Origin of the sequence: Bordetella sp. H567 (assembly GCF_001704295.1) — a bacterium.
In the GTDB taxonomy this organism is placed as follows: domain Bacteria; phylum Pseudomonadota; class Gammaproteobacteria; order Burkholderiales; family Burkholderiaceae_B; genus Bordetella_C.
The window spans coordinates 4,362,688-4,386,704 of record NZ_CP012334.1 but is presented as its reverse complement, the minus strand read 5'-3'; the positions used below and the strand labels follow the sequence as shown (position 1 = coordinate 4,386,704).

The window sequence follows — 24,017 nt, the reverse complement described above, 5'->3', positions numbered from 1 at the left end:
AGCCGATATGAAACTCGAACATCGGCCCGTGCTGTTGGCGCCGACGGTGGACGCGTTGTTGTTGCCGCATTTCGGCAGCCGCAAAGCCGCCGGCCGCAGCGGGGACGATGGCGCCGACGCGCAGCGCCGCCTGGACGGCGTCTACGTCGACGGGACGTTCGGGCGCGGGGGTCATTCCGGCGCCTTGCTATCCCGGCTCTCGCCCAAGGCGCGGCTGGTGGTGTTCGACAAGGATCCGAGCGCGATCGCGGTGGCGCAGCAATTGGCCGCCTCCGACCCGCGGGTGGCGGTGGTGCATGCGGGTTTCGCCACCATGCGCGAGGCGCTGGGGGACTTGGGCGTGGGAAGCGTGGACGGCGTCATGCTGGATCTGGGGGTGTCATCGCCCCAGCTGGATGAGGCCGCGCGGGGGTTTTCCTTCATGCGCGAAGGCCCGCTCGATATGCGCATGGATACGACACGCGGCCCGACGGCCGCGGAATGGCTGGCCGAAGCCAGCGTGGATGAAATGCGGGAGGTCATAGCGGAATATGGCGAAGAACGGTTTGCTTTTCAGATTGCAAAAACGATTGCAGCTCGCCGCGCAACAAGGCCGCTGCATACCACGCTCGAACTTGCCGAGCTCGTCGCAGGTGCCGTCCGCACGCGCGAAAAGGGGCAGCATCCGGCCACGCGCACCTTTCAGGCTTTACGGATTTACCTCAATCGGGAACTCGAAGAACTCGCACGCGCCCTCGCGTCAGCTCTAGATCTGCTCGCGCCGGGGGGGAGGGTGGCGGTGATCAGTTTTCATTCGCTCGAAGACCGCATGGTCAAGCAATTCATCGCGGCGGCCGCCAGGCCGGCGGCCGCGCATTCCCGTTTGCCCCTGCGCGAGAGCGAAATGCCGCAGCCGCTGCTGCGTTCCCTGGGCCGTGTGCTGGCGGAACCCGACGAAATCGCGGGCAACGCGCGTTCGCGTTCGGCCATCCTGCGCGTCGCCGAACGTACCGATGTGCCGCTGCCCGCGGGTGGCGGCGCCGCTTTTGTGGGGGCCGATCCGCTTTCCGCGTCACGCCTGCGGCGCGCCGGCAAGGGGAAGCGCTGATGGGCCGCCTCAGCCTGCTCCTGGCCTTGGTGCTCATGTCCTGCGCCATTTCGTTGGTGACCAGCCGCTATCAGGCGCGCCAGTTGTTCATCGACTTCGACCGCGCGCAGGCACAGGCCCGCGACCTGGACAATGACTGGCGCCGCTTGCAGCTGGACCGCGCCGAACTGGCGCGCAATGCGCGCGTCGATCGCGCCGCGCGCGACGACCTGAAGATGATCCCCATCGTGCCCGACCGCACGATCTATCTGAACCAGGCGCCGGTCGCCGGAGGCGCGCAATGAAGCGGCTGCCTTTCTTCAATAGCCCGGTGTTGCGCGGGCAATTGCCCGCCTGGCGCTCGCGCCTGGTCCTCATCCTGCTGTTCGTGGGCTTCGGCACCCTGGCCGCGCGGGCGCTTTTCCTGCAGGGCATCACCACCGACTTTCTGCAGCAGCAGGGCGAACGCCGCTACGAGCGTACCCTGACCCTGGCCGCCACGCGAGGCAAGATCCTGGACCGCAACAACGTGGTGCTGGCGTCCAGCGTCCCGGCTCGCGCCATCTGGGCGATTCCGGACGATGCGCGCGCGGCGCCGCCGCAGCAGCTGGCCGCCCTGAGCAAGCTGTTGGACATGCCGGTCGCGGACCTGAACAAGCGGTTGGCCGACGAGGACAAGAACTTCGTCTACCTGAAGCGCCAGGTGCCGATGGAAATCGCCGACAAGATCAAGCAGCTGGCCGTGCCGGGCATCCACCAGCAGCCCGAGACGCGGCGCTACTATCCTGAAAGCGAGGTCATGGCCCACGTGGTGGGCTTCACCAACGTCGAGGATCAGGGCCAGGAAGGCGTCGAGCTGGCGTTCAATAAACAGCTGTCCGGCCGGCCGGGCACGCGTCGGGTCATCAAGGACCGCCTGGGCCGCGTCATCGAGGACGTGCAGGCCGTCACGGAGCCGGTCAATGGCAAGGACCTGCGCCTGTCCATCGATACCCGGGTGCAGTACCTGGTGTTCAAAGCGCTCACCGACGCGATCGCGCTGCATCACGCGCGCGGCGCGGCGGCGGTGGTCCTGGACGCGCGCACCGGCGAGATCCTCAGCATGGCCAGCCTGCCCACCTATGATCCGGGCGATCGCAGTTCGCTCGATTCGGATGCGCTGCGCAACCAGGCCATCACGGACACCTTCGAGCCGGGCTCGATCATGAAGCCGTTCACGGCGGCGCTGGCGCTGGATCTGGGGCGTATCACCACATCGACCATGTTCGATACGGGCAACGGCCATTTCCGCTACCAGGGCTCGACGATCAGCGATGTGAGCCGCAACGGCACGATCAACGTCGCGGACGTGCTGCGGCGTTCCAGCAATATCGGCATGACGCTGATATCGGAAAAACTGGAGCCCCGCGAGATGTGGGACCGCTTCACGGAACTGGGTCTGGGGCAGGCGCCCCAGCTGGGTTTCCCGGGTGCGGCGCCCGGGCGCCTGCGTCCCTGGGAGCGCTGGCGGCTGATCGAAAAGGCCACCATGGCCTACGGCTACGGCCTGTCGGTGTCGCTGCTGCAGATGGCGCGCGCCTACACGGTGTTTGCACGCGATGGCGATATGGTGTCGCTGACGCTGGTCAAGCGCGATAGCGAGCCCACCAGCGTCAAGGTCTATCCGCCGAAGATCGCGGCCCTGATCCGGGGCTTCCTGGAAGCCGCCGCCGGACCGGACGGCGCCAAGCTGGCCCAGGTGCAGGGCTACCGGGTGGCGGGCAAGAGCGGCACGGCCCGCAAGATCGTCGACGGCCGGTACAGCACCAGCCGCTACCGCAGCTCTTTCGTGGGTTTCGCGCCGGTGTCCAATCCGCGCATCGTCGTTGCGGTCACCATCGACGAGCCGCAGACCGGGGGCTACTATGGCGGCGCGGTGGCGGCGCCCGTGTTTTCCACCATCGTCGGTGGCAGCCTGCGGCTGATGAATGTCCAGCCCGATGCGCCATTCGAATCCACCGTGGTGGCAGGCTTGCAGGAGCGGATGAGATGAACGCCACAGGCCTGGATTCCCCCGTTGCGACGCCGTCCGATGCGGACGGCGTCGTAGCATGGTTGCGCGCCAACGCCGCGCCGGGGGCCGATCTGCGCCTGGACTCGCGCGAAGTCGCGGCGGGCGACGTGTTCGTCGCGTGCCGCGGGCGGGCCAGCGACGGCAGCCTATATATACAGCAGGCGATCGCGCGGGGCGCGGCCGCCATCCTGGTCGAAGGGCCGCGCGCCTCGCTGTCCGAGGTCCTGGCATCCGATGTGCCGCTGTGCGTGGTCGACGGCTTGCGTGGCATGCTGGGTGCCCTGGCCGATGCCTGGTATGACTCGCCTTCCGCTGCCCTGGCCGTGATCGCCGTCACCGGCACCAATGGCAAGACCTCGTGCGTGCAATGGCTGGCCCGCGCGCTGACGCACGGCGGCAAGCCTTGCGGCGCCATCGGCACGCTGGGCGCCACGCTGCCCGGTGGGCAGGCGCTGCCGGGCAACCTGACGACGCCTGACGTGCTGGCCGTGCATCGCCTGCTGGCGCAGATGCGGCGGGCCGGCGCTCAATTGGTGGCGATGGAGGCATCCTCCATCGGCATCGAGCAGGGGCGCATGGACGGGGTGCGCATCGACATCGCGGCGTTCACCAACTTGAGCCGGGACCATCTGGATTACCACGGCACCATGGCGGCGTACGAGGCAGCGAAAGCCCGCCTGTTCGCCTGGCCGGGACTGAGCAAGGCCGTGGTCAACGCCGACGACCAGGCCGGTCGGCGGCTGATCGCGTCGCTGCCTGCCGAGCGCGTCCTGGCCTATGGCATCCACACACCTGCCGATCTGCGCGCGCGCGACCTGGCGGTGACGGGCCACGGCCAGATTTTCACGCTGTCCACGTCGCAGGGCGAAGCGCAGATCATGACGGGGCTGCTGGGCCAGCACAACCTATCCAACCTGCTGTTGGTCGCCGGCGTACTGCAGGCGCTGGGCTGGCCTTTGTCCGATATCGCGCGCGAACTCGCCGCCGCCACACCGGTCGACGGCCGGATGGAAATCGTCACGCCGGTCCCCTTGTCCGCCGACCTTGGCGCGCCTGCGGGTCCCATGGTGGTGGTCGACTATTCCCATACGCCCGATGCACTGGAGCGGGCCCTGGCGGCGCTGCGGCCCGTGGCCCAGGCACGCGGCGGACGGCTGTTGTGCCTGTTCGGCTGCGGCGGCGATCGTGACGCCGGCAAGCGGCCCGTCATGGGCGCCATTGCCGCGCAAGGCGCCGATCATGTCGTGCTCAGCAGCGACAACCCGCGCAGCGAGGACCCTGCCGCTATCCTGGCGCAGATCCGCGCCGGTATCGGCGAGGGCGCGTCGCTGACCGTGGAGCCGGATCGTGCGAAGGCCATCATGGGCACCATTTGGGCCGCGCGCCTGGAGGACGTGGTGCTGCTGGCCGGCAAGGGGCACGAAACCTACCAGGAAATCGCCGGCGTCAAGCTTCCCTTTGACGATCGTGAATGGGCACGGCTGGCGCTGCTGCTCCCCGCCGTGTCCGCGGTTTCGACCGATACGCGCACGATAGGCGCGGGCCAGTTGTTCCTGGCGCTGGCGGGCGAACGTTTCGATGCGCACGATTACCTGCAGCAGGCGCAGGACCAGGGCGCGGTGGCCGCGGTCGTCGCGCGCCGGGTCGACGGCGTGCGGATGCCGCAGCTGGTGCTGGGCGATACGCGGCTGGCGCTGGGCCGCATCGGCGCTGCCTGGCGAGCGCGCTTCGATATCCCGGTCATCGCGGTTGCCGGCAGCAACGGCAAGACCACCACGAAGGAAATGATATCCGCCATCCTCGCGGATTGGCTGGGCGCGGAACAGCGCTTCGCCAGTGCGGGGAATTTCAATAACGAGATCGGCCTGCCCCTGATGCTGCTGCGCCTGCGTGCGCATCACCAGGCCGCGGTCTTCGAGCTCGGCATGAACCATCCCGGCGAAATCGCGCTGCTGGCGGCGATGGCTGCACCCACGGTCGCCCTGGTAAACAATGCGCAGCGCGAGCATCAGGAATTCATGCATTCCGTGCAAGCCGTCGCGGAGGAGAACGGCGCTGTCCTGGCCGCGCTGCCGCAGGATGGCTATGCGGTGTATCCCGGCGATGATGCCTACACCGCGGCGTGGGATGCGTTGAGCGCGACGCCACGCGTGTTGCGCTTCGGTACGCAGGCCGGCTTGGACGTCTACGCGGACCACGTGCACGCCGACGCGCTGGGCGTCCGGTGCCAATTGGTCACACCTGCTGGCACAGCGATGCTGGAGCTACCGGTTCCGGGCATGCACAATCTGCGCAACGCGTTGGCGGCGACCGCCTGCGCCTTGGCCGCCGGGGCTCCACTGGCCTCCGCGTGCAAGGCGCTGGCGGCCTTCAGCCCCGTGTCCGGCCGCATGCAGCGGCACAGATTGAGTGACGGAACATTGCTGGTCGATGACACCTACAATGCCAATCCGGACTCCGTCAGAGCGGCCATCGACGTACTCGCCCAATTGCCCGCACCCCGCGTGCTGGTATTGGGGGACATGGGTGAAGTCGGCGCCAATGGTCCGGCGATGCATCGCGAAGTCGGCGAATACGCGCGAGAGCGTGGCATCGATCTCTTCCTTAGCCTGGGAAAGGCCGCCGCGGATGCCGCCGCGGCCTTTGGAACGGGCGCAAGGGCTTGCGAGAGTGTGGAAGAAATTGTGACGGCGCTGCGCGATGCAAGCGCAGGCGCCGTATTGGTCAAGGGTTCGCGCTTTATGCGCATGGAGCGGGTAGTGAAGGTGTTGGTCAGTAACGATGGACATGCGCCCCTGGGGCAGGGAGAACAGCATGCTGCTTGAGATCGCCCGCTGGCTTTCCGACGATATCCGTACCTTTGGGGTCTTCGAATACATCACGCTGCGTGCGGTGTTCGCGTGTGCCACGGCGCTGCTGATCGGCCTGTTCTTCGGCCCGCGCGTGATCCGCAAGCTGACGGAACTCAAGATCGGGCAGGCCGTACGCGCCTACGGCCCCCAGACGCATCTGGTCAAGACCGGCACGCCGACCATGGGCGGCGCGCTGATCCTGATCGCGATCGGCGTCAGCACGCTGTTGTGGGCCGACTGGAGCAACCGCTTCGTCTGGGTCGTACTGCTGGTCACCTTCGGATTCGGCCTGATCGGCTGGATGGACGATTACCGCAAGGTGGTGCATCGCAATCCGGAAGGGATGCCGGCGCGCCAGAAGTTTTTCTGGCAGGCACTGATCGGCCTGGTGGCGGCCGTCTACCTGGCGTTCGCGGTATCCGCGCCCGCCAATACCGAGCTGTGGCCGCTGTTCCGCAATTGGGTGGCCAGCGGATTGACGATGCCGCTGCCGACGCGCGCGGACCTCATCGTGCCCTTTTTCAAGACGGTCAGCTATCCGCTGGGCGTGCTGGGTTTTGTCGCGCTGACGTGGTTCGTGATCGTCGGCACCAGCAACGCGGTCAACCTGACCGACGGCCTGGACGGCCTGGCCATCATGCCGACGGTCATGGTGGGCGGGGCGCTGGGCATCTTCGCCTATGTGATCGGGCGTGCCGACTATTCCAAGTACCTGCTGTTCCCCTATGTGCCCGGCGCGGCGGAATTACTGGTGCTGTGCGCGGCGCTGGCGGGGGCCGGGTTGGCGTTTTTATGGTTCAACGCCTATCCCGCGCAGGTGTTCATGGGTGACGTCGGCGCGCTGGCCCTGGGCGGCGCGCTGGGCACCGTGGCCGTCATTGCGCGCCAGGAAATCGTGCTTTTCATCATGGGCGGCGTGTTCGTCGTTGAAACGCTGTCGGTGATGGTGCAGGTCAGCTGGTTCAAATACACGAAACGCAAGTACGGCGAAGGCCGGCGCATCTTTCGCATGGCGCCGCTGCATCATCATTTTGAAGTGAGCGGCTGGAAAGAGACCCAGGTTGTCGTGCGGTTCTGGATCATCAGCATGATGCTGGTTTTGATTGGCCTTTCAACGTTGAAATTGCGATGAGCGCAACGGATTTTTCCGTCTCGGATACGTCTCGCGTCCTGATTCTAGGACTGGGCGAAACCGGTATTGCCGCCGCGCGCTGGTGCGCGCGCAGCGGCGCGCGCCTGCGTATCGCCGACACCCGCGAACAGCCGGGCGGCCTGGCACAGCTGCGCGCGGTATTCGACGGGATGGCCGAACAGGAACAACCCGACTATCGCCTGGGCGGCGACGCCTTTGATCCCGCGCTGCTGGACGGCGTGGCGCAGGTCGTCATCAGTCCGGGCCTGGCGCCCGACCAGCCGCCCGCGCAGGCGCTGCTGGCCGAAGCCCGGAAGCGCGGCATCGAGATCGTGGGCGAAATCGAGCTGTTCGCCCGGGCGCTGGCCGCGCTGGCGCAAAGCCGCGACTACCATCCGCGCCTGGTGGCCGTCACGGGCACCAACGGCAAGACCACGGTGACGGCCCTGACCCGGGCCATGATCGAAGCCGCGGGCATGACCGCGCGCGCGGCGGGCAACATCGGCCCGGCCGCCTTGACCGCGCTGATGGATGCACTGGATAACAACACGCTGCCGCAAGCCTGGGTGCTGGAGCTATCCAGCTTCCAGCTGCAGACCACGCATAGTCTGGCCGCCGATGCCGGCGTCGTGTTGAACGTCACGCAGGATCACCTGGACTGGCATGGCGATATGCAGGCCTATGCGCAAGCCAAGGGGCGCCTGCTCTCCATGGCGCGCATCGCCATCGTGAACCGCGACGATCCTTTGACGGCGGGCATGGTGGAAAGCCTGGACCACACGCGCGTGCGCAGTTTCGGCCGCGACCTGCCGGTACTGGTCGGCGACATGGGATTGGAGCCGGGCCAGGGCGTGGCATGGCTGGCGGCCAGCGAGGCCAGCGATTTCGACATTCCCGCCCCCACGCCGGCCCGCCGCAAGAAGGATGCGCCGCCACCGTCGCGGCCGCCGGGGCGCGTGTCCAGGCTGATGCCGGTGGATGCCCTGCGCATCCGCGGCATGCACAACGCCACCAACACGCTGGCGGCGCTGGCCCTGGGCCGCGCACTGGACATCGGCTGGGGCCCCATGCTGCGCGCGGCGCGCGAATATGCCGGCGAACCGAACCGCGTGGAGTTCGTGCGGCGGATCGGCGATGTCGATTTCATCAACGACAGCAAGGGCACCAACGTCGGCGCCACCGTGGCGGCGCTGGAAGGACTGGGCCAGCCGGTGGTGTTGATCGCCGGGGGCCTGGGCAAGGGACAGGATTTTTCGCCGCTGGTCGCCCCGGTCGCGCGTCATGCGCGCGCCTTGGTGCTGATAGGCCAGGACGGTCCGGAGATCGGCAAGGCCCTGGCGGCCACCGGTGTCGCCTGCGTGCAGGCGGCCGACATGCGCGACGCTGTCCGCCAGGCGATGACGCTCGCGCAGGCCGGCGATGCGGTCCTGCTGTCGCCCGCCTGCGCCAGCATGGATATGTTCCGCAACTACGTGCACCGCGGCCAGGTCTTCGCGCAAGAAGCGCAGGAACTGGCATTGGACCGGGGGGAAGTGGCATGAGGGTACACCAGTGAGCGCGCCGCGCAGCGATAAGGGAGGCCAACGATGAGCTTGTTCGCCGATCTGACGGGAAGCGTGAACGCGGTCCGGCCGGGGCGCACGCGCATGCGCAGCTTCGACATGCCGCTGGTCATCGCCGCCGGGACGCTGCTGTCGCTCGGCCTGCTGATGGTGTATTCGGCCTCCATCGCGCTGGCGGACGGGCCGCGCTACGCGGCCTACGGCCAATACTATTTCGTGGTGCGGCATGCCGCCTTCGTGACCGTCGGCCTGATCGCCGCGGCCTGCGCCATCACCGTGCCGATCCGCGCATGGCAGCGCCTGGCCGTGCCCCTGTTCGTCCTGGCGCTGTTCCTGCTGGCGATCGTCCTGGTGCCCGGCATCGGACGCGAGGTGAACGGTTCGCACCGCTGGATTCCACTCGGACCGATCAACTTCCAGCCCTCCGAGTTGATGAAGGTCGCGGCCCTGTTGTACGCGGCCGACTACACGGTGCGCAAGCAGGAACACATGCAGAATTTCGCGCGCGGCTTCCTGCCGATGGCGTGCGCGCTGGGTGGCGTCGGCATGTTCCTGCTGCTGGAGCCCGATCTGGGTGCATTCATGGTGATCGTGGCCATCGCCATCGGCATCCTGTTCCTGGGCGGCATCAACGGCAAGTATTTCAGCAGCCTGCTGGGCGTGCTGGTCAGCACCTTCCTGCTGCTGATCTGGGCATCGCCCTGGCGGCGTGCGCGCTTGTTCGCGTATCTGGATCCCTGGAACCAGGACAACGCCTATGGCAGCGCCTATCAGTTGTCGCATTCGCTGATCGCGCTGGGCCGCGGTGAGTGGTTCGGCGTGGGCCTGGGCGCCAGTGTCGAAAAACTGCATTACCTGCCGGAAGCCCATACCGACTTCCTGATGGCGGTGGTCGGCGAGGAATTGGGCTTCGCCGGCGTGATGCTCGTGATTGCGCTGTTCGCGATCATCGTGCTGCGCGGCTTCGAAATCGGCCGCCAGGCCATCGCCATGGAGCGCACGTTCGCCGGCATGCTGGCGCAGGGCGTCGCGATCTGGTTCGGTGTCCAGGCCTTCATCAACATGGGCGTGTGCCTGGGCCTGCTGCCCACCAAGGGCCTGACGCTGCCGCTGATGAGCTACGGCGGCTCGGGTGTCGTCATGAATCTCGTCGCCCTGGCCATGCTGATCCGCGTGGACCTCGAAAGTCGCACGATGATGCGCGGGGGGCGGGTATGAGCGCGTTCGCCCGGCCGCCCGAAGAACGCGTGCCCTCCCTTGGGGAGGCAGTCGCGCAGCGACAGGAGGGCTCATCGTCCAGCGCGTTCGCCCGGCCGCCCGAAGAACGCGTGCCCTCCCTTGGGGAGGCAGTCGCGCAGCGACAGGAGGGCTCATCGTCCAGCGCGTTCGCCCGGCCGCCCGAAGAACGCGTGCCCTCCCTTGGGGAGGCAGTCGCGCAGCGACAGGAGGGCCCATCGTCCAGCGCGTTCGCCCGGCCGCCCGAAGAACGCGCGCCCTCCCTTGGGGAGGCAGTCGCGCAGCGACAGGAGGGGCCTCTGTCCCGGGTTGCGCTGATCATGGCCGGCGGTACGGGCGGGCATATCATGCCGGGCCTGGCCGTGGCCGCGGTGCTGCGCGAACGCGGATGGCGCGTCCTGTGGCTGGGCAATCCGGACAAGATGGAAGGGCGCCTGGTGCCCGCGCAAGGCATCCCCATGGCCGAACTGCGGTTTCAGGGCTTGCGCGGCCGCGGCGTACCGGCGCTGCTGCAATTGCCCGGCCGCCTGTTCGCGGCCACGCGCCAGGCATGGCGGCACCTGTCGGCCGAGCACCCCGACGTGGTGCTGGGCATGGGCGGTTATGTCGCCTTCCCCGGCGGCCTGGCCGCGGTCTTGCGCCGCGTGCCCTTGGTGGTGCATGAGCAGAACGCCGTGGCGGGCACGGCCAACCGGACGCTGGCGCGTCTGGCTCGCCGGGTGTTGACCGGCTTCCCGAAGGTGCTGCCGCGCGGCGAGATGGTCGGCAACCCCGTGCGCCGCGAGCTCTGCGCTGTCGCCGCCCCGGAACAGCGCTACGCCAGCCGTGCCGGCGCGCTGAACGTACTGGTGGTGGGCGGCAGCCTGGGCGCGCAGGCCTTGAACACGGTGGTGCCGCAGGCGCTGGCGCTGCTGCCTGAAAATGCCCGGCCGCGCGTCACGCACCAGGCGGGCGAGCAGCATATCGATGCCTTGCGCGCCGCCTATGCCGCTGCGGGCGTGCGGGCAGACTGCCGCGCTTTCATCGACGATATGGCGAACGCGCTGGCGGCCGCCGATGTGGTGATTTGCCGCGCGGGCGCGATGACGGTGGCTGAAATCGCCGCGGCCGGCGTGGCGGCGCTGTTCGTGCCCTTCCCGCATGCCATCGACGACCACCAGACCGCCAACGCGCGGTACCTGAGCGACGCCGGCGCCGCCTGGCTGCGCCAGCAGACCGAATTGACCCCGCAATGGCTGGCGGACTGGCTGGCGCAGCGCGGCCGCGACGAGCTGCAGGCCGTCGCTGCCCGCGCGCGTGCCCGCGCCATGCCGGATGCGGCCCGCCACATCGCCGACGTCTGCGAAGCCGTCGCGGTCCGTCGTGTGGGCGGGGGAGTGAAACAAGCATCATGAAACATCGTATCCAACATATCCATTTCGTCGGGATCGGCGGCTCCGGGATGAGCGGCATCGCGGAAGTGCTGTTGAACCTGGGCTATCGCGTCAGCGGTTCCGATCTGCACGATTCCGCGGTGACGCGACGGCTGTCCGGGCTGGGCATGTCGATCGTCGTCGGCCACACGGCCGCGAATATCGTGGGCGCCGATGCCATCGTCACGTCCACCGCGGTGGCAGGCGACAATCCTGAAGTCATCGCGGCGCGCGCCGCGCGCATTCCGGTCGTGCCGCGCGCCATCATGCTGGCCGAGCTCATGCGCTTGAAGCGCGGCATCGCGATCGCCGGCACGCACGGCAAGACCACCACGACCAGCCTGGTGGCCAGCGTCCTGGCGGCCGGGGGCCTGGATCCCACCTTCGTGATCGGCGGCCGGTTGAATTCCGTGGGCGCCAATGCGCGGCTGGGGCAGGGCGAGTACATCGTGGTCGAGGCCGACGAGTCCGATGCCTCGTTCCTGAACCTGCTGCCGGTCATGGCCATCGTCACGAATATCGACGCCGACCACATGGACACCTATGGCCACGACGTCGCCCGCCTGAAGAGCGCCTTCATCGAGTTCACGCAGAAGCTGCCTTTCTACGGCAGCGCCGTACTGTGCAGCGACGATGCCAATGTGCGCGAGATCATGCCTTTCGTATCGCGCCCCGTGACGACCTACGGCCTGAATGGCGAAGCCCAGGTGGCCGGCCGCAATGTGCGGGCCGACGGCACCCGCATGTGTTTCGACGTCGTCCGGCGCGACCGCGATATCGAGTTGCCGCCCTTGTCGGTGTGCCTGAATCTGCCGGGGCTGCACAACGTGCGCAACGCGCTGGCGGCCATCGCCGTGGCATCCGAACTAGGCGTGCCCGACGAGGCCATCTGCGGTGCGCTGGAGTCCTTCAACGGAGTCAACCGGCGTTTCACGCATATCGGCGATTTCGCCGTCCCGGCGGCACATGGCGGCGGCCGGTTCACCGTGATCGACGATTACGGCCATCATCCGGTGGAAATGGCCGCGACGCTGGCCGCGGCCCGGGGCGCCTGGTCTGACCGCCGCATCGTGCTGGCCTTCCAGCCGCACCGCTATACCCGCACGCGCGATTGCTTCGAGGATTTCGTCCGCGTGCTGGGTACGGCCGACGCGGTGCTGTTGACCGAGGTCTATGCGGCCGGCGAAGCGCCGCTGGTGGCGGCGGACGGCCGCGCCCTGGCGCGGGCGCTGCGCGTGGCCGGCAAGGTCGAGCCGGTGTTCGTCGAGGACGTCGCCGAACTGCCGCAGGCCGCGCTGGATTTCGTGCGCGACGGCGATGTCGTGATCGTGATGGGCGCCGGCTCCATCAGCAAGGTGCCGGCGCAGATCGGCGAAATGGCCAGCGCACCTTCCCGCGGGGAGGCAGTCGCACAGCGGCAGGACGGTGGTGCATCCACGGCCTACGCCGGGTATGAGTCGCGCGGCGACAGGAGGGTAGTTCAATGAGCCAGCCGACATTTGACGGGGCCATGCGCGAGGAAAGCATGCGCCGCGCCCGCGCCGCCGCCAAGGCCGGTCCGGATGGACGCGGCTTGGGCCGCGTCGGCGTGCTGTATGGCGGCCGCTCGGCGGAACGCGAAGTGTCCCTGATGTCTGGGGCGGGGGTCCACGAAGCGCTGCAAAGCGTGGGCGTGGACGCGCACCTGTTCGATACGGGCCTGCGGTCGTTCGCCGACCTGGAAGCCGCGCGTTTCGATCGCGTGTTTATCGCGCTGCATGGCCGCTACGGCGAGGACGGCACGATCCAGGGCGCGCTCGAACTGCTGGGCATCCCCTACACGGGGAGCGGGCCGGCGGCGTCGGCCATCGCCATGGACAAGATCACGACCAAGCGCATCTGGCTGCAGCACGGCCTGCCCACGCCGGATTTCGCGATCCTGGACGCGCACACCGAACTGCGCCGCGTGCCGGACACGCTGGGCCTGCCGCTGATCATCAAGCCGCCGCACGAAGGCTCGACGGTGGGGATCACGAAGGTGCGCGGCTATTCCGACATCAAGGACGCCTACGCCGAGGCCGCCCGTTTCGACAGCGAAGTGCTGGCGGAACAGTTCATCGTCGGCCGCGAGCTGACGGTGGCGCTGCTGGGCGCCGGCCGCGGCGCGCGCGCCCTGCCGGTCATCGAAATCGCCGCGCCCGAAGGCAACTACGACTATGAGCACAAGTACTTCTCCGACGATACGCAGTATTTCTGCCCCGCGGACCTGCCCGAAGCCGTCACGCGCGAGGTGCAGCGCATCAGCGTGGAGGCCTATCGCGCCCTGGGCTGCGAGGGTTGGGGTCGCGCCGACCTGATCCTGGACGCCGACCAGCGCATCTGGCTGCTGGAAATGAATACCTCGCCGGGTATGACCGGCCATTCGCTGGTGCCGAAGGCGGCGCAGGCGATCGGCATGTCCTATCCCGAACTCTGTGTGGCCATCCTGTCCGACGCTGCGTGCAAAGTGCGCAGCCCGGCGCGCAATCCCTGATTGGACTATCCGTGTGGAACGACGCTCGCACCACCAACCTGATCGCCAACACGCTTGCCGTGCTGGCGGTGCTCGCCATGCTGGCGGCGGGGCTGGTGTGGCTGGCCAAAAGGCCGTATTTCGATTTGACCGCCATCGAGCTGGAGGCGGCGCCGGGATCGCAACTGCACTATGTATCGCCGGTCAGCATGCGGGCGGCCATTGCAGGCGGCCTGAAAGGCAATTTCTTTACCATGGACCTGGACCAGGCCCGCGAACTATTCGAGTCCGCGCCATGGGTGCGGCACGCCGCGATACGTCGCATCTGGCCCAACGTGCTGCGGGTCCGGATCGAGGAACAGCAGCCTCTGGCGCTCTGGAACGAGAACCAGATGATCAATACCTGGGGGGAATCGTTCACCGCGAACACGGGCGAATTGGACGACGAATCGGCGTTGCCCCACTTCTATGGGCCGGAAGGCAGCGAGAGCCTGGTTGTGCAGCGCTACGCGGAGCTGGCGCGATGGTTCGCGCCGCTGGACATGCGCGTCCAGGACCTGGAATTGAGCGCGCGCTACGCATGGCGCGTCACGCTGTCCACGGGATTGAAGCTGGACCTGGGACGGGATCCGGGCGCCGATGCGCCGGATCCCAACGGCCCGCCGGGCGCGCTGCCGTTCGCGGCGCGCATCCAGCGCTTCGTGCAGGCCTGGCCCGCATTGAACCAGAAACTGGAGGGCCGTCCCATATTGCAGGCCGATCTGCGCTACCCCAACGGGTTTGCCCTGGCCCTGGCGCCGCTGCCGGAAGCCGAATCGAAAACCAAACCGAAACCCAATCTAAAAAAGCGCTAACGCCATGACCCGTGACATCAAGGACTTAATCGTCGCCCTCGATATCGGAACCAGCAAGGTGGTGGCCGTCGTCGCCGAGATCCTGCCGGAAGGCCGGTTCGAGGTACTGGGCCTGGGCCAGCACGAATCGCGCGGCATGCGCAAGGGCGTTGTCGTCAATATCGAAACCACGGTCAATTCCATCCAGCGCGCGCTGGAGGAAGCCGAGCTGATGGCCGACTGCAAGATCCGCGATGTCTACACGGGCATTGCCGGCAGCCATATCCGCAGCTTCAATTCCAGCGGCATGGTGGCGGTGAAGGACAAGGAGGTGACGGCCACCGACGTGGCGCGCGTCATCGAGACCGCCAAGGCGGTGAACATTCCGACCGACCAGCAGGTACTGCATGTGCTGACGCAGGAATTCATCGTCGACGGCCAGGAAGATATACGCGAACCCATCGGCATGAGCGGCTTGCGGCTGGAAGTGCGGGTGCATATCGTCACGGGCGCGGTCAGCGCCGCGCAGAACATCGTCAAGTGCGTGCGGCGTTGCGGGCTGGAGGTGCAGGATCTGATCCTGCAGCCGCTGGCGTCCAGCCTGGCCGTCCTGACGACGGACGAGAAGGAACTGGGCGTGGTGCTGGTCGACATCGGCGGCGGCACCACCGACGTGGCCATCTTCACCGGCGGCGCGATCCGCCACACGGCCGTGATCCCCATCGCCGGCGACCAGATCACCAATGACATCGCGGCGATGCTGCGTACGCCGACGCCCGACGCGGAGGAAATCAAGCTGCGCTACGGCGTGGCCAAGCAGGTGCTGGCCAGTCCGGACGAAACCGTCGAAGTGCCGGGATTGGGCGATCGCGGCCCGCGGCTGGTTAAGCGCCAGGCATTGGGTGCCGTAATCGAGCCGCGTATCGAGGAACTGTTCACGCTGGTCCAGCAGGTGGTGCGGGATTCCGGTTACGAGGACCTGCTGGCTTCGGGCGTGGTCCTGACCGGAGGCTCGGCCCAGTTGCCCGGCATGGTGGAACTTGCCGAGGATGTATTCCTCAAACCCGTGCGGGTCGCGGTACCGGAATACGAAGGCAGCCTTGCCGACGTGATGCGCAATCCGCGTTTCGCGACGGTGATGGGGCTGTTGCAGGAAGCGCGCATGCAGCGCATGCGCGGCCGCAAGGTCGCCGCGCAGACGGGCAACTTCAAGAGCCTGTTGGCGCGGATGAAGGAGTGGTTCATGAATTAAGTAGGGATCGCGCTGCCAGCGATCCCGGGGCGTGCCGAGCAGGAAAGCGGCGCGCTGGCGGAGACGCTTCAAACCCGTGGCGGACCAAGGTGTCGGCGTCGGCTTTGAGGCGATTCACAAAGAAGGTAGTTGGGGAATTTCTTGTGATTTGCAATCAGACTTGAGGGAGTCGCATCATGAACTTTGAAATGCTCGAGAACAGCACCAAAGGGACCGTGATCAAGGTCGTTGGTGTCGGAGGCGCGGGCGGCAATGCCGTCGCGCACATGATCCGGAACGGCGTCAGCGGGGTCGATTTCATCTGCGCGAATACCGATGCGCAGGCCTTGGCGGCCACCAATGCGCCGGTGCAGATTCGCCTGGGCCGCACCGGCCTGGGCGCAGGCGCCAAGCCGGAGCAGGGACGCGCGTCGGCCGAAACCGCGCGCGAGGAAATCCGTGCCGCCCTGAACGGCGCGCACATGGTGTTCATTACCGCCGGCATGGGCGGCGGCACGGGTACGGGCGCCGGCCCCGTGGTGGCCGAAGTGGCCAAGGAGCTCGGGATACTCACCGTAGGCGTGGTGACCAAGCCCTTCTCGTTCGAAGGCAACAAGCGCTTGAAGATGGCCGAAGAGGGCATCAATGAGCTGGCCAAGCATGTGCATTCGCTGATCGTCGTGCTGAACGAGAACCTGTACGAACTGATGGACGAGGACGCGACGCAGGAAGACTGCTTCAAGTCCGCCGACGACATCCTGCACAACGCCTGCGCGGGCATCGCCGAAATCATCAATGTGGAAGGCAACGTCAACGTCGACTTCGAGGACGTCAAGACCATCATGGGTGAGCAGGGCCAGGCCATGATGGGCACGGCGACCGCCTCGGGGGCCGACCGCGCCCGCGTCGCGGCTGAGCATGCCATCGCTTGCCCGCTGCTGGAGGGCATCGATCTGCACGGCGCCCGCGGCGTGCTGGTAAACATTACCGCCGCCCGTTCCCTGAAGATGCGCGAAACGCGCGAAATCATGGAAACCATACGTGGCTACGCGTCCGAGGATGCCACGGTGATCTTCGGTACGGCGTACGACGAATCCATGGGCGACAACCTGCGCGTTACCGTGGTGGCCACCGGCCTGGGTCGCACTTCCAGCCGTCCGCAACTGGTGCAGAACCGCGCCGAATCGTTGCGCACGGGTACGGACGACTTCCCGATGGCCGGCATGGCGCACCAGGGCGCCGGTCAGGGTGACTACCGCAATCTGGACATGCCTTCGGTGATGCGCAACCCCCGCACGCAGGCCTCGGCCCAGGTGCGCGCGCTGGAAAGCTCCGGAATGGATCACTTCGACATCCCGGCTTTCCTGCGCAAGCAGGCTGACTAAGGTTGTTTCCGAGGCCCGGGCAGGCGGCTTAACCGCCGCCAGTCGTCCGGGTCCCAGGATGCATCCCTCCCTCGAACCCGGCCCCGCTTCCCCAGGCGGGGCCGGGAAGGGAACATATTGAGCGGTTTCAGTTAGTTTCAGGCTATCGGTACCGTAGGTTCGTTTGCCTTGGATGTGTGTGAACCCAGGGTTACAATGTTGCTCTTGCAACGGCAAGAGCGGGGGCGTGCGCCCGCCAACCAAGAATCCCAACAGGCCTCATGTTTCGTCAACGCAGCATACAGAATCTGGTCAAGACTACTGGCGTCGGTGTGCATTCCGGCCGCCGGGTCGAGCTCACGCTTCGTCCGGCTGCGCCGAACACTGGCATCGTATTTCACCGCATCGACCTGCCCGAAGTCGTGGACCTGCCCGCGCAGGCGACGGGGGTGGGCGATACCCGCATGGCGTCCGTGCTGCAACAGGGAGACGTGCGCGTTTCCACGGTTGAGCACCTCATGTCCGCCCTGGCGGGCCTGGGCATCGATAACCTGCATGTCGACCTGACGGGCGAGGAAGTGCCCATCATGGACGGCAGCGCCGCCACGTTCGTGTATCTGCTGCGCTCGGCCGGCATCGTCGAGCAGAATGCCCCCAAGCGCTTCATCCGGGTGCTCAAACCCATCGAAGTCCGCGAGGGCGAAGGCCGCAACGAGAAATGGGCCCGGCTGGAGCCGCATGACGGATTCGCGCTGGCCTTTTCCATCGATTTCCGCCATCCCGCCATCGATTCCACGGCCAACTTCGCCGAAGTCGACTTCGCCACCCATTCCTATACGCGGGAAATCGCCCGCGCACGCACCTTCGGTTTCGTCAATGAAGTCGAGGCCTTGCGTTCGATGGGGCTGGCGCGCGGCGGCAGCCTGGACAACGCCATCGTCATGGACGAATACCGCGTCCTGAACAGCGACGGGCTGCGGTATGACGACGAGTTCGTCAAGCACAAGATCCTGGACGCCATCGGCGACCTGTACCTGCTCGGCAAGCCGTTGGTCGCGCGCTATGTCGCCTGCAAGTCGGGCCATGCCTTGAACAACCAGCTGGCGCGCGCGCTGCTTGCCCAGCAGGAATCCTGGGAACTGGTGTCGTACCAGTCCCAAGCGGAAGCGCCCCAGGCCTTCCGCTACGAGTGGAAGCTAGCGTAGGGAGCCCACCCCCGAAGCGCTGCGCGCTTCCCCCTCAAGGGGGCGACGCTAGCGGACCGGCGGAGCCGGATCCGCGGCGTCCCCGGTGGGCTGCACCTGTTTCTTGCGACGAGCTGTGGTGAGCCCATCCCGAAGCGCTACGCGCTTTCCCCTCAGGGGGGCGACGCCAGCGGACCGGCGGAGCCGGATCCGCGCGTCCCCGATCCGGCTACAGCCGTTTCGGGCGATGCGGGCGGTGCGTAACGCCATGGAAAATTGATTCAGCCTTGGCGGTGATGGCGCAGCAGGCGCTCCACCGCATCGGCTAGCGGGCCGGGATTCAACGTTTCCCGCAACGTCTCGAAAGCGCCGAGGGCCGTCTCATCCAGGGGAATAGCCTCTCTGGGCGGGCGGGGCGCTTTCATCCCGGTACCCGGCAGGCCGGCTTGAACCTTGACCGCGATTTCGTTAAGGTTCCACCCTGCCGCCTGCAATGCCTGCGCGATGCGCGGCGCCATCTGGCGCAGCTTCGCCGCATGGGCGGCACTGGGCACGGCCAGCTGCAGCCGATCGGTTTCCAGGCGCGCGACCCGGCACACGGCCCCCAGGACCGGCGGCACCGCCGCCGCCACGGTGCGCTGGATCTGCAGATGCAGGCGCGCCGTGGCCAGGACGCCCGCACCCCGGGCATCATGGCCCAACCAGCCCATGGCGGTATTTTCGCCACGGGCCGGCTTCGAATTAGGACGGTATGGCGCGCGCTTGTTCATGCCGGTCCGGTGAGGATTGCTCGATTGAAGTTTGTCATTATGCATGCCCGACGGGGATCGACGGGACATTTCACCATCGACGGTGGCCGGCTTGCCGTGCTGATGAGCAGTGCACTGCTGCTCGCGGCATTGGCGGGCGCGCTGCTTTATCGCGGCTTGGCGCCCGGCGGCGTGCTGCCCGCGGCACAAGCGGGCACCGCGCCGCTGGACCCGTCCGACAGCGCTGCCGGCGATACCTTGCACCAGGCGCTGGCGCTGCTGGCCGATAAGGTGGGAACCTTGCAGGCGCGCCTGGCGGGCGTGGATGCCTTGAGCCGCCGGCTGGCGATTGCCGCCGGCATTCCCCTGTCCGACGCCCTCGCCAGCGCCTCGGGCGGCATAGGGAGCGGCAGGGCGTCCGCCCTGGCCGGAAACGCCCCGGAACCGATGGACGACGGGGCAGGCAACGCGGAGGCCGAACCGTCGGGCCCCGCCCAGTCGCTGGGCCGCGACATCGATGTCCTGTCCGCGGAACTGGCCGAACGGATGGCGGCCCTGCAAGTTTTCGATATGGCGCTGACGCGCCGCCGCGCCGACCTGGCCCGCCTGCCATCATCCATGCCGGTAACGGATTATCCCTACCTGAGCTCCTCCTATGGCTGGCGCCGCCATCCGGTGACCGGCCGCTATCTGCGGCACGACGGTCTGGATTTCGCCGCCCCGCGGGGAACGCCCATCCTGGCGGCCGCGGGCGGAGTCGTGCTGGCGGCCGGCGCGGATGCCGGCTATGGGCAGCGTGTCGACATCGACCACGGCGATGGCCTGACCTCGCGCTACGCGCATGCGTCCGAAGTGCTCGTCAAGGCGGGAGACCTGGTCGAGCGGGGCCAACTGATCGCGCGCGTGGGCTCTTCCGGCGTGTCCACGGGGCCGCATCTGCATTTCGAGGTCCGCCTGGCGGGACAGGCCATGGACCCGCGTCTCTTCCTGGGCCGTCCGCCCACCGCGCCGCCCGCGCTCGCTTCCGCGACCACGCCCGTCGTCCGCTGACCTGACCCGGCGCGCGCCCGGCGGCCAGCCATGGTCTCAGGGCTCGAAACGTTGCCCTCGCGGTGCGTTACACTCGATCGTTTCCCGGCGGACCCTCTTCCGCTTCACTGACAACAATACTTGACGCGTGCTGACGGTCCGTAACCCGGTCGCAGGCGCGCGCGGACATACGCATGGTTTCTCTGCTCAAAAAACTCATAGGCAGCCGTAATGACCGGCTGCTTAAGCAGTATCGCAAGGTGGTGAGCCAGATCAACGGCCTCGAATCAGCCATCGCCGCGCTCTCGGACGAGCAACTGGCGGCCAAGACCCAGGAATTCCGCACCCGCTTCCAACAGGGTATTTCGCTGGACGATCTGCTGCCCGAGGCCTTCGCCGTCGTGCGCGAGGCAGGCAAGCGCGTGTTCGGCATGCGCCATTTCGACGTGCAGATGCTGGGCGGTATCGCCCTGCACAACGGCAAGATCGCCGAAATGCGCACGGGCGAAGGCAAAACCCTGATGGCGACGCTGCCGGTCTATCTCAATGCGCTGTCCGGCAAGGGCGTGCATGTGGTCACCGTCAACGACTACCTGGCCCGGCGCGATGCCGAGTGGATGGGCCGCTTGTACCGCTTCCTGGGGATGACCGTGGGCGTGGTGGTGCCCCAGCAGCCCAACGAAGAGAAAAAGGCGGCTTACGCGGCCGATATCACCTACGGGACGAACAACGAGTTCGGTTTCGACTACCTGCGCGACAACATGGAGTATCGCGTCGAGGACCGCCGCCAGCGCGTGCTGTCGTACGCGATCGTCGACGAAGTGGATTCGATCCTGATCGACGAGGCTCGCACCCCGCTGATCATTTCCGGGCAGGCCGAGGACCACACCGAGCTGTATGTCCGCATGAATGCGGTGCCGCCGCTGCTGCAGCGCATGGAATCGGAGCCCAAGCCGCAGGAACCCGAACCCGCGGGCGACTACTGGGTCGACGAGAAAAGCCAGCAGGTCTATCTGTCCGAAGCCGGCCATGAGCACGCCGAGGCCATCCTCGGTCGCCTGGAGATACTGCCGCAAGGCGAGTCCCTGTACGACCCGCGCCACATCGCGCTGATGCATCACCTGATGGTGGCCCTGCGCGCCCACACCCTGTTCTTCCGCGACCAGCAGTACGTGGTGCAGGAAGGGGAAGTCGTCATCGTCGACGAATTCACCGGGCGCCTGATGGTGGGCCGCCGCTGGTCCGACGGCCTGCACCAGGCGGTCGAGGCCAAGGAAGGCGTGAAGATCCAGCACGAGAACCAGACGCTGGCGTCCATCACGTTCCAGAACTATTTCCGCATGTACGACAAGCTGTCGGGCATGACGGGCACGGCGGATACCGAGGCGTACGAATTCCAGGAGATCTACGGGCTGGAAACGGTCATCATCCCGACCAACAAGCCCATGATCCGCAAGGACCAGAACGACCAGGTCTTCAAGACCGCGCGCGAGAAATACGACGCGATCCTGGCCGACATCCGTGACTGCCACGAACGCGGGCAACCCGTCCTGGTGGGCACCACCAGTATCGAAAACTCCGAACTGCTGTCGGGCCTGCTGCAGAAGGTGAAGCTGCCGCACCAGGTGCTCAACGCCAAGCAGCACGCGCGCGAAGCGGAAATCGTCGCGGAAGCCGGCAAGCCGGGACACATCACGATCGCCACCAACATGGCGGGGCGCGGCACGGACATCGTGCTGGGCGGCAGTGTCGATAAGCAGATCGACCTGATCCACGCGGACGAATCGCTGCCCGAGGCGGAAAGGAACGCGCGTATCGAGAAGATCCGCGGCGACTGGAAGCCGGCCAACGAAAAGGTGAAGCAGGCCGGCGGCCTGCGCATCATCGGCACCGAGCGCCACGAATCCCGCCGTATCGACAACCAGTTGCGCGGCCGCGCCGGCCGCCAGGGCGATCCGGGGTCCTCGCGCTTCTACCTGTCGCTGGAAGATCCGCTGATGCGCATCTTCGCCGGTGACCGGGTGCGCGCCATCATGGAGCGCCTGAAGCTGCCGGAAGGCGAGCCCATCGAGGCCGGCATGGTTTCGCGTTCGATCGAGACCGCGCAGCGCAAGGTCGAAGGGCGCAACTTCGACATCCGCAAGCAGCTGCTCGAATACGACGACGTCGCCAACGACCAGCGCAAAGTGCTGTACGCACAACGCAACGAAGTCCTGGAGGCGGCAACCGTCAGCCCGACGGTGGAAGGCCTGCGCGACGGCGCCATCGTCGAACTCTTCCGCGCCCACGTGCCGGAGGAATCGGTGGAAGAACAGTGGGACATCCCCGCGCTGCAGCGCGCGCTGGAGTCCGATTTCCACATATCCCTGCCGCTGACGGAGATCCTGGAGAAGGAAACCAACCTGACCGACGACGACTTGCTCGAGCGCGTGCGGGAAGCGGCCGCCGCGTCCTATCGCGGCAAGATGGAGCAGGTAGGCGCCGAAGCCTGGGGTCAGTTCGAATGCTCCATCATGCTGCAGGCGATCGACCAGCACTGGCGCGAGCACCTGTCTTCGCTGGATTACCTGCGCCAAGGCATCCATCTGCGCGGCTACGCCCAGAAGAATCCCAAGCAGGAATACAAGCGCGAAGCCTTCGAACTCTTTTCCGGCATGCTGGACCGTATTCGCGACGACGTCGTCAAGGTACTGATGACGGTGCGCATCCAGTCGCAGGAACAGGTGGCGGCGGCCGAAGCCGAAGCTGCCCAGTCCCACGTGCACAACGTCCAGTACCAGCACGCCGATTACGACGAGGCGCTCGCGGCGGGGCAGGACGAACGTCCGCAGGGGCCGCAGCCGGTACGCAACGCGATGCCGAAGGTCGGCCGCAACGATCCCTGCCCCTGCGGCAGCGGCAAGAAGTTCAAGCAGTGCCACGGCAAGCTGGCGTAAGGGACACGCGATGACGGTACCCGCCGGGACGACAGAACTGGATCATGCCGTGATCATGGTGCGGGACCGCCTGGAACAGGCGGCGCCCCATTTCGAGCGGCAGGGGTACACGCTGAGCGAGACGGAAGTCCACAACCTGGGCTCCTGGAACCGCCTGATCGTCCTGGCGCATTCCTATGTGGAATTGCTGGGGTGGCCGCCGGGCAAGCCGCCCGCGCGCAAGGAAATCGCCGATTCGCCGCTGGGCCTGGAGGCCCTGGTCCTGCGCACGGAAGACGCCGAAGCAACCTATGAAAGGCTGCGCGCCGCCGGCTACGCGGTGAATCCCGTGCAGGTGCTGACGCGTCCGGCCCGGGTCAATGGCCAGATCATGGAAGCCCGATTCCATACGGTGCGCTTCGCGGAACAGCCCATTCCCGGCATCCGGCTTTATTTCTGCCGGCACCTGACACCCGAATTCGTGTGGCAGCCGGCATTGATGAACCATGCCAACGGCGCGCGGGCCGTGGTGGAAGTTTCCGCTCATGCCGAAGATCCCGCCGCGCTGGCGGCGCGTTTCGCCGATGTCGCCGATACCACGGCGCGGCAGGCGGATGACGGCGACTGGATCGTACCGCTGGGCCATGCCTGCCTGCGCATCGCCCAGGTCCCGGCGGGGCACGGCAACGCCTTGGGCACGGTGACCCTGGCGGACGGCGAAGGACGCCGCCAGTTGCTCGACACGGCGTTCTGATTCCCCAGGGCCGCCCGCCATCGGGGCCGTCTTACAGACGAAAACACGCGCCCGGCGCGGCCATGCCGTTCCGGGCTTTTTCTTTGCCTTATGCAGGCTTTCCCAGGGCCCATCGGCAAGCCTGCGGGTAAATACGGTGGCGGCGCGAAGTGTA

18 protein-coding genes are annotated in these 24,017 nt (G+C 66.9%); 17 read left to right on the top strand and 1 reads right to left on the bottom strand.

Annotated elements, in window-relative coordinates; genetic code table 11:
• Positions 1-7 precede the first annotated feature (7 nt).
• The 14 genes from rsmH to lpxC all read left to right on the top strand — a co-directional run bounded on the left by rsmH (position 8) and on the right by lpxC (position 18,437).
• Entirely contained in the window at positions 8-1,087 is a 1,080-nt protein-coding gene (gene rsmH / locus AKI39_RS19705) for a 16S rRNA (cytosine(1402)-N(4))-methyltransferase RsmH (protein WP_066639924.1), read from the top strand.
• Positions 1,087-1,371: a cell division protein FtsL gene (gene ftsL / locus AKI39_RS19700; RefSeq protein ID WP_066639921.1), complete on the top strand. Its 285-nt coding sequence runs from the start codon at positions 1,087-1,089 to the stop codon at positions 1,369-1,371. The genes rsmH and ftsL overlap by 1 nt, the downstream gene beginning before the upstream one ends.
• Positions 1,368-3,098 (top strand): peptidoglycan D,D-transpeptidase FtsI family protein, encoded by a 1,731-nt coding sequence (locus AKI39_RS19695; RefSeq protein ID WP_066639918.1) that lies wholly within the window; start codon positions 1,368-1,370, stop codon positions 3,096-3,098. The genes ftsL and AKI39_RS19695 overlap by 4 nt, the downstream gene beginning before the upstream one ends.
• The gene (murF, locus tag AKI39_RS19690; RefSeq protein ID WP_066639917.1) at positions 3,095-5,944 is read left to right on the top strand and encodes a bifunctional UDP-N-acetylmuramoyl-L-alanyl-D-glutamate--2,6-diaminopimelate ligase MurE/UDP-N-acetylmuramoyl-tripeptide--D-alanyl-D-alanine ligase MurF; all 2,850 of its coding nucleotides are present in this window, start codon (positions 3,095-3,097) and stop codon (positions 5,942-5,944) included. Before AKI39_RS19695 ends, murF begins: the two co-directional genes overlap by 4 nt.
• A complete protein-coding gene (gene mraY, locus AKI39_RS19685; RefSeq protein WP_066639916.1) occupies positions 5,934-7,103 on the top strand; it encodes a phospho-N-acetylmuramoyl-pentapeptide-transferase in 1,170 nt (389 codons plus the stop codon). The genes murF and mraY overlap by 11 nt, the downstream gene beginning before the upstream one ends.
• Positions 7,100-8,644 (top strand): UDP-N-acetylmuramoyl-L-alanine--D-glutamate ligase, encoded by a 1,545-nt coding sequence (gene murD / locus AKI39_RS19680; RefSeq protein ID WP_066639915.1) that lies wholly within the window; start codon positions 7,100-7,102, stop codon positions 8,642-8,644. Before mraY ends, murD begins: the two co-directional genes overlap by 4 nt.
• Before the next feature lie 45 nt (positions 8,645-8,689).
• Positions 8,690-9,883, top strand: coding sequence for a putative lipid II flippase FtsW (gene ftsW, locus AKI39_RS19675; protein WP_066639905.1), 1,194 nt, complete (start codon positions 8,690-8,692; stop codon positions 9,881-9,883).
• Positions 9,884-10,221: 338 nt separating this feature from the next.
• The gene (gene murG / locus AKI39_RS19670; protein ID WP_066639904.1) at positions 10,222-11,295 is read left to right on the top strand and encodes an undecaprenyldiphospho-muramoylpentapeptide beta-N-acetylglucosaminyltransferase; all 1,074 of its coding nucleotides are present in this window, start codon (positions 10,222-10,224) and stop codon (positions 11,293-11,295) included.
• Entirely contained in the window at positions 11,292-12,800 is a 1,509-nt protein-coding gene (gene murC / locus AKI39_RS19665) for a UDP-N-acetylmuramate--L-alanine ligase (RefSeq protein ID WP_083228941.1), read from the top strand. The genes murG and murC overlap by 4 nt, the downstream gene beginning before the upstream one ends.
• Before the next feature lie 38 nt (positions 12,801-12,838).
• The gene (locus AKI39_RS19660) at positions 12,839-13,825 is read left to right on the top strand and encodes a D-alanine--D-alanine ligase (RefSeq protein ID WP_066643392.1); all 987 of its coding nucleotides are present in this window, start codon (positions 12,839-12,841) and stop codon (positions 13,823-13,825) included.
• Between the two features lie 11 nt (positions 13,826-13,836).
• Positions 13,837-14,658, top strand: a complete 822-nt coding sequence (locus tag AKI39_RS19655; protein ID WP_066639902.1) for a cell division protein FtsQ/DivIB — start codon at positions 13,837-13,839, stop codon at positions 14,656-14,658.
• Between the two features lie 4 nt (positions 14,659-14,662).
• A complete protein-coding gene (gene ftsA / locus AKI39_RS19650) occupies positions 14,663-15,889 on the top strand; it encodes a cell division protein FtsA (RefSeq protein WP_066639900.1) in 1,227 nt (408 codons plus the stop codon).
• A gap of 173 nt (positions 15,890-16,062) precedes the next feature.
• Positions 16,063-17,253, top strand: coding sequence for a cell division protein FtsZ (gene ftsZ, locus AKI39_RS19645; protein WP_066639892.1), 1,191 nt, complete (start codon positions 16,063-16,065; stop codon positions 17,251-17,253).
• Positions 17,254-17,513: 260 nt separating this feature from the next.
• Positions 17,514-18,437, top strand: a complete 924-nt coding sequence (gene lpxC, locus AKI39_RS19640) for a UDP-3-O-acyl-N-acetylglucosamine deacetylase (protein ID WP_066639890.1) — start codon at positions 17,514-17,516, stop codon at positions 18,435-18,437.
• Positions 18,438-18,697: 260 nt separating this feature from the next.
• On the opposite strand, the gene AKI39_RS19635 is transcribed toward lpxC, so the two are convergent.
• A complete protein-coding gene (locus AKI39_RS19635) occupies positions 18,698-19,126 on the bottom strand; it encodes a DciA family protein (RefSeq protein ID WP_235610848.1) in 429 nt (142 codons plus the stop codon).
• Between the two features lie 99 nt (positions 19,127-19,225).
• On the opposite strand from AKI39_RS19635, the gene AKI39_RS19630 reads away from it, so the two are divergent.
• From AKI39_RS19630 to AKI39_RS19620, 3 genes are all read left to right on the top strand, one after another.
• A complete protein-coding gene (locus AKI39_RS19630) occupies positions 19,226-20,215 on the top strand; it encodes a M23 family metallopeptidase (protein WP_066639884.1) in 990 nt (329 codons plus the stop codon).
• Between the two features lie 173 nt (positions 20,216-20,388).
• Positions 20,389-23,130, top strand: coding sequence for a preprotein translocase subunit SecA (gene secA / locus AKI39_RS19625; protein WP_066639883.1), 2,742 nt, complete (start codon positions 20,389-20,391; stop codon positions 23,128-23,130).
• Positions 23,131-23,140: 10 nt separating this feature from the next.
• Positions 23,141-23,863 carry a VOC family protein gene (locus AKI39_RS19620; RefSeq protein ID WP_066639882.1) on the top strand — a complete coding sequence of 241 codons (723 nt, stop codon included), beginning with the start codon at positions 23,141-23,143 and terminating at the stop codon, positions 23,861-23,863.
• The last annotated feature ends 154 nt before the right edge of the window (positions 23,864-24,017 follow it).

What these genes read in the sequence shown, in the direction of transcription:
- murD (WP_066639915.1), top strand. Translation starts at nt 7,100, where the DNA reads ATGAGCGCAACGGATTTTTCCGTCTCGGATACGTCTCGCGTCCTGATT.
- ftsA (WP_066639900.1), top strand. Translation starts at nt 14,663, where the DNA reads ATGACCCGTGACATCAAGGACTTAATCGTCGCCCTCGATATCGGAACC.
- rsmH (WP_066639924.1), top strand. Translation starts at nt 8, where the DNA reads ATGAAACTCGAACATCGGCCCGTGCTGTTGGCGCCGACGGTGGACGCG.
- AKI39_RS19635 (WP_235610848.1), bottom strand. Translation starts at nt 19,126, where the DNA reads ATGGGCTGGTTGGGCCATGATGCCCGGGGTGCGGGCGTCCTGGCCACG.
- mraY (WP_066639916.1), top strand. Translation starts at nt 5,934, where the DNA reads ATGCTGCTTGAGATCGCCCGCTGGCTTTCCGACGATATCCGTACCTTT.
- AKI39_RS19660 (WP_066643392.1), top strand. Translation starts at nt 12,839, where the DNA reads ATGCGCCGCGCCCGCGCCGCCGCCAAGGCCGGTCCGGATGGACGCGGC.
- AKI39_RS19695 (WP_066639918.1), top strand. Translation starts at nt 1,368, where the DNA reads ATGAAGCGGCTGCCTTTCTTCAATAGCCCGGTGTTGCGCGGGCAATTG.
- AKI39_RS19620 (WP_066639882.1), top strand. Translation starts at nt 23,141, where the DNA reads ATGACGGTACCCGCCGGGACGACAGAACTGGATCATGCCGTGATCATG.
- murG (WP_066639904.1), top strand. Translation starts at nt 10,222, where the DNA reads ATGGCCGGCGGTACGGGCGGGCATATCATGCCGGGCCTGGCCGTGGCC.
- lpxC (WP_066639890.1), top strand. Translation starts at nt 17,514, where the DNA reads ATGTTTCGTCAACGCAGCATACAGAATCTGGTCAAGACTACTGGCGTC.
- secA (WP_066639883.1), top strand. Translation starts at nt 20,389, where the DNA reads ATGGTTTCTCTGCTCAAAAAACTCATAGGCAGCCGTAATGACCGGCTG.
- ftsW (WP_066639905.1), top strand. Translation starts at nt 8,690, where the DNA reads ATGAGCTTGTTCGCCGATCTGACGGGAAGCGTGAACGCGGTCCGGCCG.
- murF (WP_066639917.1), top strand. Translation starts at nt 3,095, where the DNA reads ATGAACGCCACAGGCCTGGATTCCCCCGTTGCGACGCCGTCCGATGCG.
- murC (WP_083228941.1), top strand. Translation starts at nt 11,292, where the DNA reads ATGAAACATCGTATCCAACATATCCATTTCGTCGGGATCGGCGGCTCC.
- ftsL (WP_066639921.1), top strand. Translation starts at nt 1,087, where the DNA reads ATGGGCCGCCTCAGCCTGCTCCTGGCCTTGGTGCTCATGTCCTGCGCC.
- AKI39_RS19630 (WP_066639884.1), top strand. Translation starts at nt 19,226, where the DNA reads ATGCATGCCCGACGGGGATCGACGGGACATTTCACCATCGACGGTGGC.